Source organism: Pseudomonas sp. sp1636, from assembly GCF_030376615.1.
GTDB lineage: Bacteria > Pseudomonadota > Gammaproteobacteria > Pseudomonadales > Pseudomonadaceae > Aquipseudomonas.
The window spans coordinates 48,178-62,348 of the sequence record NZ_JARRAB010000011.1 but is presented as its reverse complement, the minus strand read 5'-3'; the positions used below and the strand labels follow the sequence as shown (position 1 = coordinate 62,348).

Sequence of the window (14,171 nt, the reverse complement as noted above, 5' to 3'; positions counted from 1 at the left end):
GTTGTAAATGAGCATTTTGAGCCTGTTTTTAACGACGCATCGGCAACGCAGGTGGTTTTTCAACGGCTTGCTAGAGGCAGTGCATTGTAACGGGATGGCAGAAGGCTATGTCCAGTGCGGGGCCGCTTGAGGGCAAAAGCAGTCGAGCCGCAGTGCTTGGCCAGAGAGCAAGAAGCCCGCGCATAGGCGGGCTCGAGGGAGTGAAGAACAGGCCGTGGCCTGTCCAGAGGCCTTGCTTACTCGATCTGCGCGCCCTGGGCGATCCAGGCGCCGATCAGCTCGCGTTCGTCCTGGGTCATCTGGGTGATGTTGCCCAGCGGCATGATCTGGCTGGCGACGCTTTGCGCGTGGATCTTCGCCGCCAGCTGGTGGATCTGCTCAGGCGTGTCGAACATCACCCCGGCCGGCGCGGCACTGAACATCGGGCTGCTCGGGCTGGCCGAGTGGCAGACGCTGCAGCGCTGCTGGATCACGCTGTTGACCTTACTGAAGTCGCTGCCGGTCGCTGTTGCCGGGGTAGCGGCAGGCATCTCGGTGACCTTGGCCACCATGGCGGCGGGGGCATTGCTCGCGCTGGCGAGCGGGGCGGCAGTCGGTGCCTGGCGCAGCGGGGCGGTGACATAGGCCAGGCAGATCATGCCGAGGGCGGCGGCCGGCAGGGTCCAGGCGAACTGGTTGCTGGCGTGGCGGGTGTTGAAGTAGTGGCGCACCAATACCGCCAGGATGGCGATGCCCGCCAGGATCAACCAGTTGTACTGGCTGCCGTAGGTGCTCGGGAAGTGGTTGCTGATCATGATGAACAGCACCGGCAGGGTGAAGTAGTTGTTGTGCCGCGAACGCAGCAAGCCCTTGGCCGGCAGCAGCGGGTCGGGTGTGCTGTTGTCTTCGATGGCCTTAACCAGGGCGCGCTGGGCCGGCATGATGGTGAAGAATACGTTGCCGACCATGATGGTGCCGATGATGGCGCCGACATGGATATAGGTCGCGCGGCCGCTGAAGATCAGGCTGAAGCCATAGGCCGCCGCGATCAGCAGGACGAACAGCACCGCACCGAGCAGGGCCGGTTGCTTGCCGAGGGCCGAGTCGCAGAGCAAGTGGTAGGCCACGTAGCCCGCAATCATTGAGCCGAAGCCGACGACAATGGCCATTTCCGGTGCCAGATCAACGCCAGGCTTGACCAGGTACAGGCTAGGGTTGAGGTAGTAGACCACCAGCATCAGGGCAATACCCGACAGCCAGGTGAAGTAGGCCTCCCACTTGAACCAGTGCAGGTTGTCCGGCATCTTCGGCGGGGCCAGCTTGTATTTTTCCAGGTGGTAGATGCCGCCGCCGTGGATCGCCCAGAGGTCGCCGGCCAGGCCGTCGCGCGGATTGACTCGGTTGAGGTTGTTCTCCAGCCAGACGAAGTAGAAGGATGCGCCGATCCAGGCGATGCCGGTGATCATGTGGATCCAGCGGATGCCCAGGTTCAGCCATTCAGTCAAATGTGCTTCCACAGTGTTTACCTCTTTCCCGCTGCCGGCAGGCCGGCGTCAGGCTTCTCTTATTGGTGGGGGTCGAGCAGTAACTGCTCTTGCTCGGTAAAGAAATGCTCATCGCAGTTGTTGCCGGAGCCACTGCGATCAACCACCAGGAAGTCATCCCGCTTTTCGATCGTCAGCACCGGGTGGTGCCAGACGCCGCGATGGTAATTAATGCCCTGCCTGCCGTTGCTGCGGAAGGCGCGGACCAACTCCGATTCAGGTGCATCGCCAACTGGCGCGACCACGATCAGAAAGGGGTGGCCGAGCAGCGGCACGAAGGCCTGGCTGCCCAGCGGATGGCGCTCCAGCATGCGCACGGTCAGGGGCATCTGCAGGGCCTCGGCGCTGAAGATGCTGATGATCGCCTGATCCTCCGGCTGGGCGGTCTCGACCGTGGCCAGCTGGTGGTAGCGGCGAGTGGAGCCGTTATTGATCATGAAGAACTCGCTGCCCTCGGTCTCGATGACGTCGCCGAAGGGGGCGAAGGCGGCTTTGCTCAGGGGCTCGATGATCAGTTTGCGCATGATGGTCTACTTGTTCTCTGTTGCGTGATGCCCCCGGCTGTCAGCCGGGGGCCGTGGCCTTACTTGCTGACTTTGCCGAACAGGCGCAGGCGGCTGATGCCCCCATCCGGAAAGACGTTGACGCGCACGTGGGTGATGGGGCCGAGGGCGTTGATCTGCTCGACGAACTCGTGCTCGGCGTGCATCGACAGCTTCTGACTGGGCAGCAGTTCGCGCCAGAACAGGCTCTGGGTCTCGATCTGTGCGTCGGTGCCGCCCTTGACGAAGGCGCCCTGAACCGAGCAGCTGTCCGGGTAGTTGCCCTTGAAGTGCAGGGTGTCGACGACGATGCGCTCGATCTCGCCCGGGTGGCCGAGGGCGACGATGACCCAGTCGTTGCCCGGGGTGCGCCGGCGCGCGGTTTCCCAGCCGTCGCCCATGTTGACGCCGCGGCCCGGGTTGAGAATGTTGCTCATGCGGCCGAAGTGCTCGTCTGAGCAGGCCAGGGCGCGGCCACCATTGAGGGCGGCGGCCAGGTCGATCTGCTCGTTGTCGCCGATATGGCTCCAGTCGCGGAAGGGCACGCCGTACACGCGCAGGCGCGCCACGCCGCCATCGGGGTAGATATTGAAGCGCAGGTGGGTGAAGGCCTGGTCGTTGGCTATCTCGTGGTAGTGGTGGCTGTTGCCTTGCAGGGTCACCGCCGGCAGCACCTCGCTCCACTCGGTGGTGTCGGTCGGGTCGCCCTCGGCGACGAAGCAGCCCTCCAGGGAGGCCGACGGCGGGAAGTTGCCGGTGAAGAAGCTGGTGTCGATGTCCACGCCCTTGATCGAGCCGGGCACGCCGAGGCGGATCACCGCATGATCGTAGCCTTCGAAGCGCTTGCGCCGCGATTCCCAGCCGTCCATCCACTTGCCGTTGTCGTCGAACACGCCTTCCTTCCATACCGCCGGGGTCGGCTGGAACAGGCGGTTGACCTCGGCGAACCAGTCGTCGGTGACGAAGATGGCCTGGGTGCCGAGGCGCGCGTCGGCCAAGTTGAGGTATTTCTCGAAGGGTACGGCGTAAGCTTTCATATCGTGTCTGCCTTAACAATGAGGGCGTTACAGGGCTTGCAAGCGGAACAGGGCGATCTGGTTGATCTCGGCCAGGGCGCGGGCGAACTCCTGTTCGGGGCTGTTGTGAATGCGCTCCTCGAAGGCCGCGAGGATCTGCTGCCGGTTGCTGCCTTTCACCGCCATGATGAAGGGGAAGCCGAATCTGGCCTTGTAGGCGTCGTTCAGTTCGGTGAAGCGGGCGAACTCCTCGGCGCTGCATTCGTGGATGCCGGCGCCGGCCTGTTCGCAGGTGCTCGATTCGGTCAACTCGCCGCGCACGGCGGCCTTGCCGGCCAGATCCGGGTGCGCGTTGATCAGGGCCAGCTGCACCTCGTGGCTGGCACCGAGCAGCAGGTCGGCCATGCGCTGATGCAGGCCGTCGACCTCGTCCACGGTCGAATCCAGGCCCAGCGCATAGGCTTGCTCGGCGACCCAGGGCGAGTGCTCGTAGATGTCGGCGAAGACTTTGACGAAGTCCGCGCGGCTCAGTCGCGAGGGGGTCAGGGTCTGGAAGCGGCTCATTTCGCAGCCTCTTTGAAGGGGTGGGTGGCGTGCCAGTGGCGGGCGATGTCGACGCGGCGGGCGCACCAGACTTTGTCGTGGCCTTTGACGTACTCGATAAAGCGCGCCAGGGCGGCCAGACGCGCCGGACGGCCGAGCAGGCGGCAGTGCATGCCGACCGAGAGCATCTTCGGCGCGCCTGCCACGCCTTCGGCGTAGAGCACATCGAAAGCGTCTTTCAAGTACTGGTAGAAGTCGTCGCCGGTGTTGAAGCCCTGCGCCTGGGTGAAGCGCATGTCGTTGGTATCCAGGGTGTAGGGGATCACCAGGTGCGGCTGCTCCGCTGTGCTGGTCGGATCCCAGTAGGGCAGGTCGTCGTCGTAGGTGTCGCTGTCGTAGAGGAAGCCGCCTTCCTCCATCACCAGGCGCCGGGTGTTCGGCCCGGTGCGCCCGGTGTACCAGCCCAGCGGGCGTGAACCGGTGAGGTCGGTGAGGATGCGGATGGCTTCGAGCAGATGTTCGCGTTCGGTGGCTTCGTCCAGGTACTGGTAGTCGATCCAGCGGTAGCCGTGGCTGCAGATCTCGTGGCCGGCGCCGACCATGGCCTCGATCAGCGCGGGGTGACGCTGGGCGGCCATGGCCACGGCGAACACGGTCAGCGGGATGGCGTGCCTGTCGAACAGCTTGAGCAGGCGCCAGACGCCGGCGCGGCTGCCGTACTCGTAGAGCGACTCCATGCACAGGTTGCGCTCGCCCTGCAGCGGCTGGGCGGAGACCATCTCGGAGAGGAAGGCCTCGGATTCCGGGTCGCCATGCAGCACATTGCGCTCGCCGCCTTCCTCGTAGTTGAGGACGAACGACAGGGCAATGCGCGCATCGCCCGGCCAGTGCGGGTGCGGCGGGTGGTTGGCGTAACCGATCAGGTCGCGTGGGTAGTCAGCGCTCACTGCAGTCTTCCTTCTTGGTGTGTTGCGGCCATCGTGTAGCCCGAAAGCTGCAGGGTGACCCTGATGTGATGATTGTATACAAAGTAGATGCTGTCTTGTAAATGAAAAATTGAATTTTACTGAAATTAATCTCCCCCGCTGTTTTTTGCAAATGCACGATCCTTGCTGCTGACGCACCTGGAACGCAGGATTTCTAGGCTATTGCGGAGTCAGGTCTGGGGTTTTACGCAGGATGATGGCGATTATATTGTGTACAATAAATCAAAAAAATGTCTTAGCTCTTTGCGCCGCATGCTATGCTTCGCGCAACTCGAGGCTGCTGAGGCCTGAATGATCTGCCGCATTCAACAACAATAGAGGAGGTGCGGTGTCTGCGTGGCAATTGGCCGGCGTGGATGCCCGATAGCTATGGGACGATTGACCACGCATGTTCTAGATGCCGCGCACGGCTGCCCAGGCAGCGCCATCAGGGTTGAGCTGTATCGGCTCGAGGGCGCGCAGTTGCAGTTGCTCACTCACACCCTGACCAACCATGACGGCCGTTGCGATGCGCCTATGCTGCAAGGCGACGATTACCGCAGCGGCGTCTACCAGCTGCACTTCCATGCGGGCGATTATTACCGGGCCCGTGGCGTGCAGTTGCCCGATCCGGCGTTTCTCGACGTGGTGGTGCTGCGCTTCGGTATCGATGCCGGCCAGGATCACTACCACGTCCCCCTGCTGATTTCCCCATACAGCTACTCCACCTACCGCGGTAGCTGATAGCGAATAGGTGTGACCCTCTGACTCATGATTAGAGTCTTTGCCCGCGCCACCGCGGCTTTTTGTGTGGCGCTAGGGCGGCCTCGAAGCGAAGCGACAGCCCGCCATTTTTGTGCCGCGCCGACTATCGACGGCATGCTGCCTGCGGCGAGTAGCGCCCTACGATGCGGGCATGGAATGCTTTGCTGCGTTAGCGTGTGGCCATCCAGATCAGCAAACCCGCCTGAAACAGGCAAAACGCCACCAGGCAGGCGATGGTGAAACGCAGGCTGCCGTCTTCGCGGCGCAGCAGTTCGATGCGTGACTCCTGCTTGCGCAGCTTGATGTCCTGTTCGCGCAGGCTCTGATCGGCTTGTTGCAGCATGGCCGCGGCATCGAGCAGGTCGACGATCTGCACCTTTTCGCTATGCCAGTCGTTGTGCAGGCTGCTGACCCTGGCTGCGCCGTAACGGGCTTTGAGTTGCAATGGGTCGAGGTATTCGATGACGAGGCCCTGGGCTTGCAGGCAATGGTCGCGACGCAGGCGAGCGTCTGCGTTGAGGGCATCCTTGGCCGGCAGCGCCGCGCCTTCTACCTGGTAGTGTGCACAGTGCTGCTGAGCCCAGGCGATACCCTGGGCCAGCAGGAAGCGGCCCAGGCCACGATTGGCCGGTTCTAGCTGCAAGCCTTTTTCCGGGCCGAAGCGCATCTCCTGGTTGCGGTGGTCGAGCCATACCTCCAGCAGATTCTGTTCCCTGCGCATACACAGGCCGGGCAGGTGCAGGGTCAGGCGTAGCAGGCTCTGGCCCTTGCTATGCCGTTCCACCCGGCCCAGTTGCACGAAGCGCAGGGGCCGTGCGCCGGTGTGACGGTCGACCGGTAGGGGGGCAAGACGCAACAGGCGAAAATGCTCCGGGTCGAGATCCGCCCAGGGGTGGGCTTGCTCAGCCGTGGCTTGGGTCGCGGCTGTGGCGTCAGTCGCCGGGTGTGGAGCTTGGGCATCGATCATGAAGGCAGTCCTGTGCGCGACGCCGGCGCAAGGTGTCGCGCTGGCCCAGCAGTTATCGGCCGGTTTGCGCGGCGCTGAAGGCTGGCACTGTGCCGGTGTGCTCGATGAAGCCGACGACTCGTTCGGCCAGCAGTCGTGCCAAAGGTAGCCGAGGATTGTCGTAGGACGCCAGTTGCGCCTTCATGTCCAGGGGGACGATGCGCAGGACATGGTTCATGCCTTCGATTATCTCCAGCTGGGCATCCGTCTTGGCGGCTTTAAGTGCCTCGGCGTCGGCGACGCCGACCTGGATGTCGTGGCTGCCCTGGACGATCAGCGCCGGAATCCGCAAACGGGCGAAAGCTGCGCTGGGCTTCTGGCGCAACAGTGAGATCAGGTAGGGCTGCACGCTGGGGCGAAACAGTACGTGCAATGCAGCGGGCACTGCATCGATGGGCCGGCCGGCCAGTAGCGAGTCAAGCAGGCGATGGCTTTGCGCGAGCAATGGCGGCGGCAGGCGATAGTGCAGTTGTTCGCGCAGCACCTGATCGATGGGCCGCGAGCTGCCGGCAATCGAGATCAGTGCGTCGGCACCTGCTGCGGGGGCGGCCAGGCTGGCGATCAGGGCGCCTTCGCTGTGGCCGGTCAGGATCAAGCGACTGAACGTTGCGTCGGCCTTGAGCAGGCGGCCCCAGGCGACCACGTCGGCGACATACTGCTCGACACTCAGGTCGCGCTCGTCCGGGGTAGCCGCGCGGCTGGCGGCCACCCCGCGTTTGTCGTAGCGCACACTGGCGATGCCGTGCTTGGCCAGCGTCCGGGCCAGACGCTTGAGGCTGTCGTTGTGCCCGCCGGCGGGGTTGTTGCCGTCGCGGTCGGTCGGCCCGGAGCCGGCAATCAGCAGTGCGACAGGCACCGGCGTGGCGCTTTGCGGGCGGACTAAGGTGCCATGCAGGGTGCCCAGGCCGGTTTCCAGGCTGATAGGCCGTTGCACGATGGTGTGGGGCGCGGCCTGGGCCAGGCCGGCAAGCAAGGTCAGGGTAAACAGCACGGCTCGCAACATGGATAGGCACTATGGCAACGGAAGTGGGTTGGACGTCGACAGCGAGATAAGGTTCTAGGGTGAACTGGGCTGGCGCCGCAGGTATACTCGCGGCCTTTATTGAGTAGGGGTTTGGCGCGCGGGCAAGCGTTGCGCCGGCTCGGTGCTGATTTCCGCGGAGTATCCTGCAAATGTCCGGCAATACCTACGGCAAGTTGTTCACCGTCACCAGCGCTGGCGAAAGCCATGGCCCGGCGCTGGTCGCCATCGTCGACGGCTGCCCGCCGGGCCTGGAATTGTCGCTGGAAGACATGCAGCGCGACCTCGACCGGCGTAAACCGGGCACCAGCCGCCACACCACCCAGCGTCAGGAAGACGATGTGGTGGAAATCCTCGCCGGGGTGTTCGAGGGCAAGACCACCGGATGTGCCATCGGCCTGCTGATCCGCAATACCGATCAGAAGTCCAAGGATTACTCGGCGATCAAGGATGTATTCCGCCCGGCCCATGCCGATTACAGCTACCACCACAAATACGGCATCCGCGACTACCGCGGCGGCGGCCGCAGCTCGGCCCGCGAAACCGCCATGCGCGTGGCCGCCGGCGCCATCGCCAAGAAGTACCTGGCGACCCAGGGCATAGTGGTGCGCGGCTACATGAGCCAGCTCGGCCCGATCGAGATACCGTTCAAGAGCTGGGACAGCGTCGAGCAGAACGCCTTCTTCAGCGCCGATCCGGACAAGGTGGCGGAGCTTGAGGCCTATATGGATCAGCTGCGCCGCGATCAGGACTCGGTCGGGGCGAAGATCACCGTGGTCGCCGAAGGGGTGATGCCGGGCCTGGGCGAGCCGATCTTCGACCGTCTGGACGCCGAGCTGGCCCATGCGTTGATGAGCATCAACGCGGTCAAGGGCGTCGAGATCGGTGCCGGTTTCGCCAGCGTCGCCCAGCGCGGCACCGAGCATCGCGACGAGTTGACGCCCGAGGGTTTCGTCTCGAATAACGCCGGCGGCATTCTCGGCGGTATTTCCTCGGGGCAGCCAATCGTTGCCCATCTGGCGCTCAAGCCGACCTCCAGCATCACCACGCCGGGGCGCTCCATTGATGTGAATGGTAATGCCGTGGAGGTGATCACCAAGGGTCGTCACGACCCCTGCGTCGGCATCCGCGCCACGCCGATCGCCGAGGCGATGATGGCCATCGTGCTGATGGATCATCTGCTGCGCCACCGTGCGCAGAACGCCGATGTGCGGGTCAGTACGCCGGTGCTGCCGCAGCTGTGACAACCGCTTACGGCATGCCTCCCGCATTGCCCTATTGGCGGTTGTCCGGTTTCTATTTCTTCTATTTCTCGCTACTCGGCGCCACGGCGCCGTTTTTGGCACTGTACTTCGATCACCTGGGTTTTTCCGCCGCGCGCATCGGCGAGCTGGTCGCCATTCCCATGCTGATGCGTTGCATCGCCCCCAATATCTGGGGCTGGCTGGGCGATTACAGCGGCCGGCGCCTGGCCATCGTGCGCTTCGGCGCGTTCTGCACGCTGCTGTGTTTCGCCGGCATCTTCATCAGCCAGAGCTATGCCTGGCTGGCCCTGATCATGGCGTTGCATGCGTTCTTCTGGCATGCGGTGCTGCCGCAATTCGAGGTCATCACCTTCGCCCATCTACAGGAGCAGGCGCCGCGCTACAGCAAGATTCGTCTGTGGGGCAGCATCGGCTTTATCGTTGCGGTGGTCGGCCTGGGCAAGCTGTTCGAGTGGCTCAGCCTGGATGCCTATCCCTGGGCGCTGATTCTGATCATGACGGGCATCGTGCTGAGCAGTTGGTGGGTGCCCAACGCCGAGCCGCGTATGCGTCCCGGTACAGTGGGCGAGGGCGGCTTTATCCAGCAGTTGCGCCGCCCCGGCATTCTGGCGTTCTACCTCAGCGTGGGGCTGATGCAACTGAGCAACGGCCCGTACTACACCTTTCTGACCCTGCACCTGGAGGCGCTCGGCTATTCGCGCGGCCTGATCGGCCAGCTCTGGGCCCTGGGGGTGTTGGCCGAGATCGTGCTGTTCATGGTCATGGCCCAGCTGCTGGCGCGTTTTTCGCTGCGCAGCGTGCTGTTGGCCAGCTTTCTGATCACCGCCGTGCGCTGGTTGCTGCTGGGCAACCTGGCCGACCAGTTGCTGATATTGCTGTTCGCCCAGTTGCTGCACGCCGCGACTTTCGGCAGTTTTCACGCGGCGGCCATCCACTTCGTGCAGCGCAGTTTCGCCGACCGTCAGCAGGGCCAGGGGCAGGCATTGTATGCCGCCCTGACCGGGGTTGGCGGTGCCTTGGGCGCGCTCTATTCCGGTTATAGCTGGAACAGCCTTGGCCCGGCCTGGACATTCGCCATCGCCAGTCTGATAGCCTTGGTTGCTGCGTTCACGGCCATTCGCGTGCGCGAGCCGCGGCCATGAGCCGACTTGGCATCGCCCCATTGGGGCTGAGCCGCCGGCATGCCTTTACCCAGCCTACGGATAACCAACGAGAGTTCTGATCATGAGCAGCCTGAGCGTCTACCACGAGTCTTCCGCCGATCTGCCGAACAAGGTGTTGACCCACCTGGAGGATATCGCCAGCACCCTGGCGGCTGTCGGGGTGCGTTTCGACCGCTGGCAGGCCGTGACACCGCTTGCGCCTGGCTCCAGCCAGGACGAGGTGATCGCCGCCTACCGTCCGCAGATCGAACAACTGATGAGCGCGCACGGCTATGCCGCGGTCGATGTGGTCAGCGTGAGCGATGAGCACCCGGACAAAGTAGAACTGCGTGCCAAGTTCCTCGCCGAGCATCGGCATACTGAGGACGAGGTGCGTTTTTTCGTGGTTGGCAGCGGGCTGTTCAGCCTGCATATCGACGATTACGTCTACGCGGTGCTGTGCGAGAAGGGCGACCTGCTCTCGGTGCCGGCCGGCACGCGGCACTGGTTCGACATGGGCGAGCATCCGCACTTCGTGACGATCCGCCTGTTCAGCCACCCTGACGGCTGGATCGGCGAGTTCACCGGGGATGAGATTGCCAGCCGCTTCCCGCGTCTGGATGACTGATGCGCGGCTTGCACAGGACGGCTACCCTGGTTTAGCAGGCCGCGCCATATAGCGTTTGCGGTACGCCGGCCGGTAACGTCTATCCTACCCAGGCAACCCTTCGCACAGGAGTGTCCTCATGGGTTCTACAATGAATGGCCTGGTCGGCCTGATTATTCTGGTTCTGAGTATTTGGGCCATCCTCAATATCGTTAAAAGCAACAGCGAGGTCGGCAAGAAAGTCCTCTGGGTGTTGTTGATCCTGTTGCTGCCGGCGATCGGCTTGATCATCTGGGCGCTGCTTGGCCCGCGTGGCAACGTCCGCTTCTAGCCTAGGCGCTAAAGCATGGTGCGCGGAGTCGTTTGCCTCACAGCGCCAGGGTTGCCTGCTCGGGTAACTGCGCCCCTTCCAGCTGCAGCAACAGCGCCTTGCGCGCCAAGCCGCCGGCATAGCCGGTCAGACTGCCGTCGCGGCCGATCACCCGGTGGCAGGGGATGATCAGCGCAATCGGGTTGGCGCCATTGGCCGCGCCGACCGCACGTACCGCCTTGGGCCGGGCGATCTGCGCGGCCAGGGCGCTGTAGCTGCGGGTCTGGCCGCAGGGGATGCTTAGCAACGCCTGCCAAACCGCCTGTTGAAAGGCCGTGCCCTGCGGCGCCAGGCGCAACTCGAAGTGCTGGCGGCGGCCGGCGAAGTAGTCGTCCAGTTGCCGGCACACTTCATCCAGTTCGCTCGCAGCGGGTTGCCAGTGCTCACCGATCCGCCAGGGTTTGCCGTCTATTTCCATCAATAACTGCTGCAGGCCCGTGTCATCGCCGGCCAATAACAGGCGGCCGATGGGGCTGTGGTGGTAGCGATAGAACACGTTTTCATTCTCCCGAGTAGTTGTGCCAGAGGTGGGTGGCGGCATAGGCGCGCCAGGGTCGCCAGGCTTCGGCACGAGTCTTGAGTTGCTTGGCGCTGATGCCGCCTGCGCCCCACAGCGGCGCCTTGAGCAGGCCCAGGTCGCTGGCGGGAAAGGCATCGGCTGCGCCAAAGGCGCGCAGGGCAATGTATTCGGCGGTCCAGGGGCCGATGCCGGGCAGGGCGCAGAGCCGTTCGATCAGGGCTGCGCTGCCATGGCGCAGATCCAGCTGCAAGGCGCCGCTGGCGACTTGCCCGGCGAAGTGCTGCAAGGTCTGTACGCGCTTACCCGGCATGCCGATGCCGTCCAGGTTAGCGCCTGCGATTGCCGCGGCGCTGGGGAACAGGCGGTCGACGCCGCTGCCGTCGGCTTGCGGCAACGGCTCGCCCAGGCGCGCGACCAGGCGCCCGCTGATGGTGACCGCGGCTTTTACCGTGACCTGCTGGCCGACGATGGCGCGCACCGCCTGTTCGAACGGGTCGAAGGCGGTCGGCAGGCGCAGGCCGGGATTGCGCGCGAGCAACGGAGCCAGGTAGGGGTCACGGGCGAAATGTGCGCCGATGCGCTGCGGTTCGGCATCCAGGTCGAACATGCGCCGCACCCGCTGCTGCAGTTCGGCCAGGCAGGGGATGGCCGATGCGCTGTAGCTCAAGCTCAGGGCGTTGTGTCCGGGCTGCGGGCTGACGCTGAACCAGCCGCTGACGTTGCCCAGGCGGAAGCTGCGGCAATAACGTTCGCGGCTCAAGCGTTCGACGCCCGCCAAGGCGCGCAGGGCGAAGTGAGCGTGGAACTGCTGCCAATCCCAGGGTGCCTGGTAGGGCAACGGCAGCGGTGCTTGCGGGGCGTTATTCATGCCTGGACGATAACCCCGGATCGCGCCCTTGTCTGCGCCATTCTGACTTTCAAAATGCCCTGTACTCGTAGTCGAGCCTTTAGCGGGGCAAGGCCCGTCGATTGGCTTTTGTGCGAGGCGGTTTTGCCGGCAGCCCGGAATTTCTCTCGATAACACTGCGATTGGCGACGCTGTGGCGCTAGACTTGCTGCGCTTTGCCCTTGTAGTGAGTGGCGCAGCCCCCATCTTATGACCTCTTCTTTGTTACAGGTGCGTGCATTTTTTATGAGTACCGCTCTGTCCATCCGGCAGTTGACCAAAACCTACGGCAATGGCTTCCAGGCTCTGCATGGCATCGACCTGGATGTAGCCGAAGGGGATTTCTTCGCCTTGCTCGGCCCCAATGGCGCCGGCAAATCCACCACCATCGGCATTCTCTCCACCCTGGTGAGCAAAACCGGCGGCACGGTCAATGTGTTTGGCCATGATCTGGACAAGCAACCGGCGGCGCTCAAGCGTTGCCTGGGCGTGGTGCCGCAGGAGTTCAATTTCAACCAGTTCGAGAAGGTGTTCGACATAGTCGTCACCCAGGCGGGTTATTACGGCATTCCCGCGCGCATCGCCAAGGAGCGTGCCGAGCAGTACCTCAACCAGCTGGGGCTGTGGGACAAGCGCAACGTGCCGTCGCGCGAGCTGTCCGGCGGCATGAAACGGCGGCTGATGATCGCCCGCGCCCTGGTGCATCAGCCCCGCTTGCTGATCCTCGATGAGCCGACCGCCGGGGTGGACATCGAGTTGCGCCGCTCGATGTGGAGCTTTCTCACCGAACTGAACCAGCAGGGCATCACCATCATCCTCACCACCCATTATCTGGAGGAGGCCGAGCAGTTGTGCCGCCACATCGGCATCATCGATCACGGCCGCATCGTCGAGAACACCAGCATGCGCGAGCTGCTGAAGAAGCTGCACGTGGAGACCTTCCTGCTCGATTTGAACGAGTCGTTACTGGTGCCGCCAGAGTTGATCGGTTACCCGGCGCAATTGCTCGACCACCACACCCTGGAGGTGCAGGTGGACAAGAGCCAGGGCATGAGCGAACTGTTCCGCCAGTTGGCCAAGCAACACATCGAGGTGCAGAGCCTGCGCAACAAGAGCAACCGCCTGGAAGAGTTGTTCGTCTCCCTGGTCGAGAAGAACCTGGCGAAGGTGACGGGATGAACACGACTTATGTGAATTCCGAGTTCGTCGCCAACCTGGTGGCCTTGCGCACCATCGTCCAGCGGGAAATCCGCCGTTTTACCCGCATCTGGCCGCAAACCCTGCTGCCGCCGGCGATCACCATGGTTCTGTACTTCGTCATCTTCGGCAACCTGATCGGCCGGCAGATCGGCGACATGGGCGGCTTCAGCTACATGGAGTACATAGTGCCGGGGTTGATCATGATGTCGGTGATCACCAACTCCTACGGCAACGTGGTGTCGAGCTTCTTCGGCAGCAAGTTCCAGCGCTCGATCGAGGAGTTGATGGTGTCGCCGGTGTCGCCGCACATCATCCTGGTCGGCTATGTGGTGGGCGGGGTGCTGCGCGGGCTGGCGGTGGGCCTGATCGTCACCCTGTTGTCGCTGTTCTTCACCGATTTGCAGGTGCATCACCTGGGCGTGACCGTGCTGGTGGTGCTGCTCACGGCGACCATCTTCTCCCTCGGCGGCTTCATCAACGCGGTGTTTGCGCGCAACTTCGACGATATCTCGATTATTCCGACCTTCGTCCTCACGCCGCTGACCTACCTGGGCGGGGTGTTCTACTCGATCAGCCTGTTGCCGCCGTTCTGGCAGACGGTGTCGCTGGTCAACCCGGTGCTGCACATGGTCAATGCGTTTCGCTACGGCATCCTCGGGGTGTCGGACATTCGCATCGGTGTCGCCATCGGCTTTATGCTGGTGGCCACCGCAGTGCTGTATGGCGTGTGCATTCGCTTGCTGGTCAGCGGCCGCGGCATGCGCCAGTAACGGCACTGGGAAAATAATAGTGGGGAACAT

The 14,171-nt window shown here is 63.4% G+C and carries 16 protein-coding genes; 7 read left to right on the top strand and 9 right to left on the bottom strand.

The window, feature by feature from the left end; translation table 11 throughout:
- Positions 1 to 236: 236 nt before the first annotated feature.
- From P8H27_RS12625 to puuE, 5 genes are read right to left on the bottom strand one after another with little or no spacing between them, the layout of a single operon-like run.
- Complete coding sequence (locus tag P8H27_RS12625) at positions 237 to 1,496, bottom strand: urate hydroxylase PuuD (protein ID WP_289637923.1); 1,260 nt, start codon at positions 1,494 to 1,496, stop codon at positions 237 to 239.
- Positions 1,497 to 1,543: 47 nt separating this feature from the next.
- Positions 1,544 to 2,047: an ureidoglycolate lyase gene (locus P8H27_RS12620; RefSeq protein ID WP_289637922.1), complete on the bottom strand. Its 504-nt coding sequence runs from the start codon at positions 2,045 to 2,047 to the stop codon at positions 1,544 to 1,546.
- A 59-nt stretch (positions 2,048 to 2,106) separates the two neighbouring features.
- On the bottom strand, positions 2,107 to 3,102 hold the full coding sequence (gene alc, locus P8H27_RS12615; protein ID WP_289637921.1) for an allantoicase: 996 nt from the start codon (positions 3,100 to 3,102) through the stop codon (positions 2,107 to 2,109).
- Between the two features lie 27 nt (positions 3,103 to 3,129).
- On the bottom strand, positions 3,130 to 3,645 hold the full coding sequence (gene uraD / locus P8H27_RS12610; protein WP_289637920.1) for a 2-oxo-4-hydroxy-4-carboxy-5-ureidoimidazoline decarboxylase: 516 nt from the start codon (positions 3,643 to 3,645) through the stop codon (positions 3,130 to 3,132).
- Positions 3,642 to 4,571: an allantoinase PuuE gene (gene puuE, locus P8H27_RS12605; protein WP_289637919.1), complete on the bottom strand. Its 930-nt coding sequence runs from the start codon at positions 4,569 to 4,571 to the stop codon at positions 3,642 to 3,644. Before puuE ends, uraD begins: the two co-directional genes overlap by 4 nt.
- Before the next feature lie 408 nt (positions 4,572 to 4,979).
- Between puuE and uraH the strand changes: the two genes are divergently transcribed.
- Positions 4,980 to 5,333, top strand: coding sequence for a hydroxyisourate hydrolase (uraH, locus tag P8H27_RS12600; RefSeq protein ID WP_289637918.1), 354 nt, complete (start codon positions 4,980 to 4,982; stop codon positions 5,331 to 5,333).
- A 190-nt stretch (positions 5,334 to 5,523) separates the two neighbouring features.
- On the opposite strand, the gene P8H27_RS12595 is transcribed toward uraH, so the two are convergent.
- Both P8H27_RS12595 and P8H27_RS12590 read right to left on the bottom strand, forming a co-directional pair.
- The gene (locus tag P8H27_RS12595) at positions 5,524 to 6,321 is read right to left on the bottom strand and encodes a hypothetical protein (RefSeq protein ID WP_289637917.1); all 798 of its coding nucleotides are present in this window, start codon (positions 6,319 to 6,321) and stop codon (positions 5,524 to 5,526) included.
- Positions 6,322 to 6,373: 52 nt separating this feature from the next.
- Positions 6,374 to 7,363 (bottom strand): alpha/beta hydrolase, encoded by a 990-nt coding sequence (locus P8H27_RS12590; RefSeq protein WP_289637916.1) that lies wholly within the window; start codon positions 7,361 to 7,363, stop codon positions 6,374 to 6,376.
- A 170-nt stretch (positions 7,364 to 7,533) separates the two neighbouring features.
- Between P8H27_RS12590 and aroC the strand changes: the two genes are divergently transcribed.
- From aroC to P8H27_RS12570, 4 genes are all read left to right on the top strand, one after another.
- On the top strand, positions 7,534 to 8,625 hold the full coding sequence (gene aroC / locus P8H27_RS12585) for a chorismate synthase (RefSeq protein WP_289637915.1): 1,092 nt from the start codon (positions 7,534 to 7,536) through the stop codon (positions 8,623 to 8,625).
- Positions 8,626 to 8,639: 14 nt separating this feature from the next.
- Entirely contained in the window at positions 8,640 to 9,788 is a 1,149-nt protein-coding gene (locus tag P8H27_RS12580) for an MFS transporter (RefSeq protein WP_289637914.1), read from the top strand.
- Between the two features lie 82 nt (positions 9,789 to 9,870).
- Positions 9,871 to 10,416, top strand: coding sequence for an acireductone dioxygenase (locus tag P8H27_RS12575; RefSeq protein WP_289637913.1), 546 nt, complete (start codon positions 9,871 to 9,873; stop codon positions 10,414 to 10,416).
- Between the two features lie 118 nt (positions 10,417 to 10,534).
- On the top strand, positions 10,535 to 10,726 hold the full coding sequence (locus P8H27_RS12570) for a PLDc N-terminal domain-containing protein (RefSeq protein ID WP_289637912.1): 192 nt from the start codon (positions 10,535 to 10,537) through the stop codon (positions 10,724 to 10,726).
- Between the two features lie 37 nt (positions 10,727 to 10,763).
- On the opposite strand, the gene P8H27_RS12565 is transcribed toward P8H27_RS12570, so the two are convergent.
- Both P8H27_RS12565 and P8H27_RS12560 read right to left on the bottom strand, forming a co-directional pair.
- Positions 10,764 to 11,261 carry a methylated-DNA--[protein]-cysteine S-methyltransferase gene (locus P8H27_RS12565; RefSeq protein WP_289637911.1) on the bottom strand — a complete coding sequence of 166 codons (498 nt, stop codon included), beginning with the start codon at positions 11,259 to 11,261 and terminating at the stop codon, positions 10,764 to 10,766.
- A 4-nt stretch (positions 11,262 to 11,265) separates the two neighbouring features.
- On the bottom strand, positions 11,266 to 12,153 hold the full coding sequence (locus P8H27_RS12560; RefSeq protein ID WP_289637910.1) for a DNA-3-methyladenine glycosylase: 888 nt from the start codon (positions 12,151 to 12,153) through the stop codon (positions 11,266 to 11,268).
- Positions 12,154 to 12,417: 264 nt separating this feature from the next.
- Here P8H27_RS12560 and P8H27_RS12555 point away from each other — a divergent pair, with 264 nt between their 5' ends.
- Both P8H27_RS12555 and P8H27_RS12550 read left to right on the top strand, forming a co-directional pair.
- Positions 12,418 to 13,350, top strand: coding sequence for an ABC transporter ATP-binding protein (locus P8H27_RS12555; protein ID WP_289637909.1), 933 nt, complete (start codon positions 12,418 to 12,420; stop codon positions 13,348 to 13,350).
- Positions 13,351 to 13,361: 11 nt separating this feature from the next.
- On the top strand, positions 13,362 to 14,141 hold the full coding sequence (locus P8H27_RS12550) for an ABC transporter permease (RefSeq protein ID WP_289638006.1): 780 nt from the start codon (positions 13,362 to 13,364) through the stop codon (positions 14,139 to 14,141).
- Positions 14,142 to 14,171: the final 30 nt, after the last annotated feature.

What these genes read in the sequence shown, in the direction of transcription:
- P8H27_RS12620 (WP_289637922.1), bottom strand. Translation starts at nt 2,047, where the DNA reads ATGCGCAAACTGATCATCGAGCCCCTGAGCAAAGCCGCCTTCGCCCCC.
- alc (WP_289637921.1), bottom strand. Translation starts at nt 3,102, where the DNA reads ATGAAAGCTTACGCCGTACCCTTCGAGAAATACCTCAACTTGGCCGAC.
- uraD (WP_289637920.1), bottom strand. Translation starts at nt 3,645, where the DNA reads ATGAGCCGCTTCCAGACCCTGACCCCCTCGCGACTGAGCCGCGCGGAC.
- uraH (WP_289637918.1), top strand. Translation starts at nt 4,980, where the DNA reads ATGGGACGATTGACCACGCATGTTCTAGATGCCGCGCACGGCTGCCCA.
- P8H27_RS12595 (WP_289637917.1), bottom strand. Translation starts at nt 6,321, where the DNA reads ATGATCGATGCCCAAGCTCCACACCCGGCGACTGACGCCACAGCCGCG.
- P8H27_RS12590 (WP_289637916.1), bottom strand. Translation starts at nt 7,363, where the DNA reads ATGTTGCGAGCCGTGCTGTTTACCCTGACCTTGCTTGCCGGCCTGGCC.
- aroC (WP_289637915.1), top strand. Translation starts at nt 7,534, where the DNA reads ATGTCCGGCAATACCTACGGCAAGTTGTTCACCGTCACCAGCGCTGGC.
- P8H27_RS12580 (WP_289637914.1), top strand. Translation starts at nt 8,640, where the DNA reads ATGCCTCCCGCATTGCCCTATTGGCGGTTGTCCGGTTTCTATTTCTTC.
- P8H27_RS12575 (WP_289637913.1), top strand. Translation starts at nt 9,871, where the DNA reads ATGAGCAGCCTGAGCGTCTACCACGAGTCTTCCGCCGATCTGCCGAAC.
- P8H27_RS12570 (WP_289637912.1), top strand. Translation starts at nt 10,535, where the DNA reads ATGGGTTCTACAATGAATGGCCTGGTCGGCCTGATTATTCTGGTTCTG.
- P8H27_RS12560 (WP_289637910.1), bottom strand. Translation starts at nt 12,153, where the DNA reads ATGAATAACGCCCCGCAAGCACCGCTGCCGTTGCCCTACCAGGCACCC.
- P8H27_RS12555 (WP_289637909.1), top strand. Translation starts at nt 12,418, where the DNA reads ATGAGTACCGCTCTGTCCATCCGGCAGTTGACCAAAACCTACGGCAAT.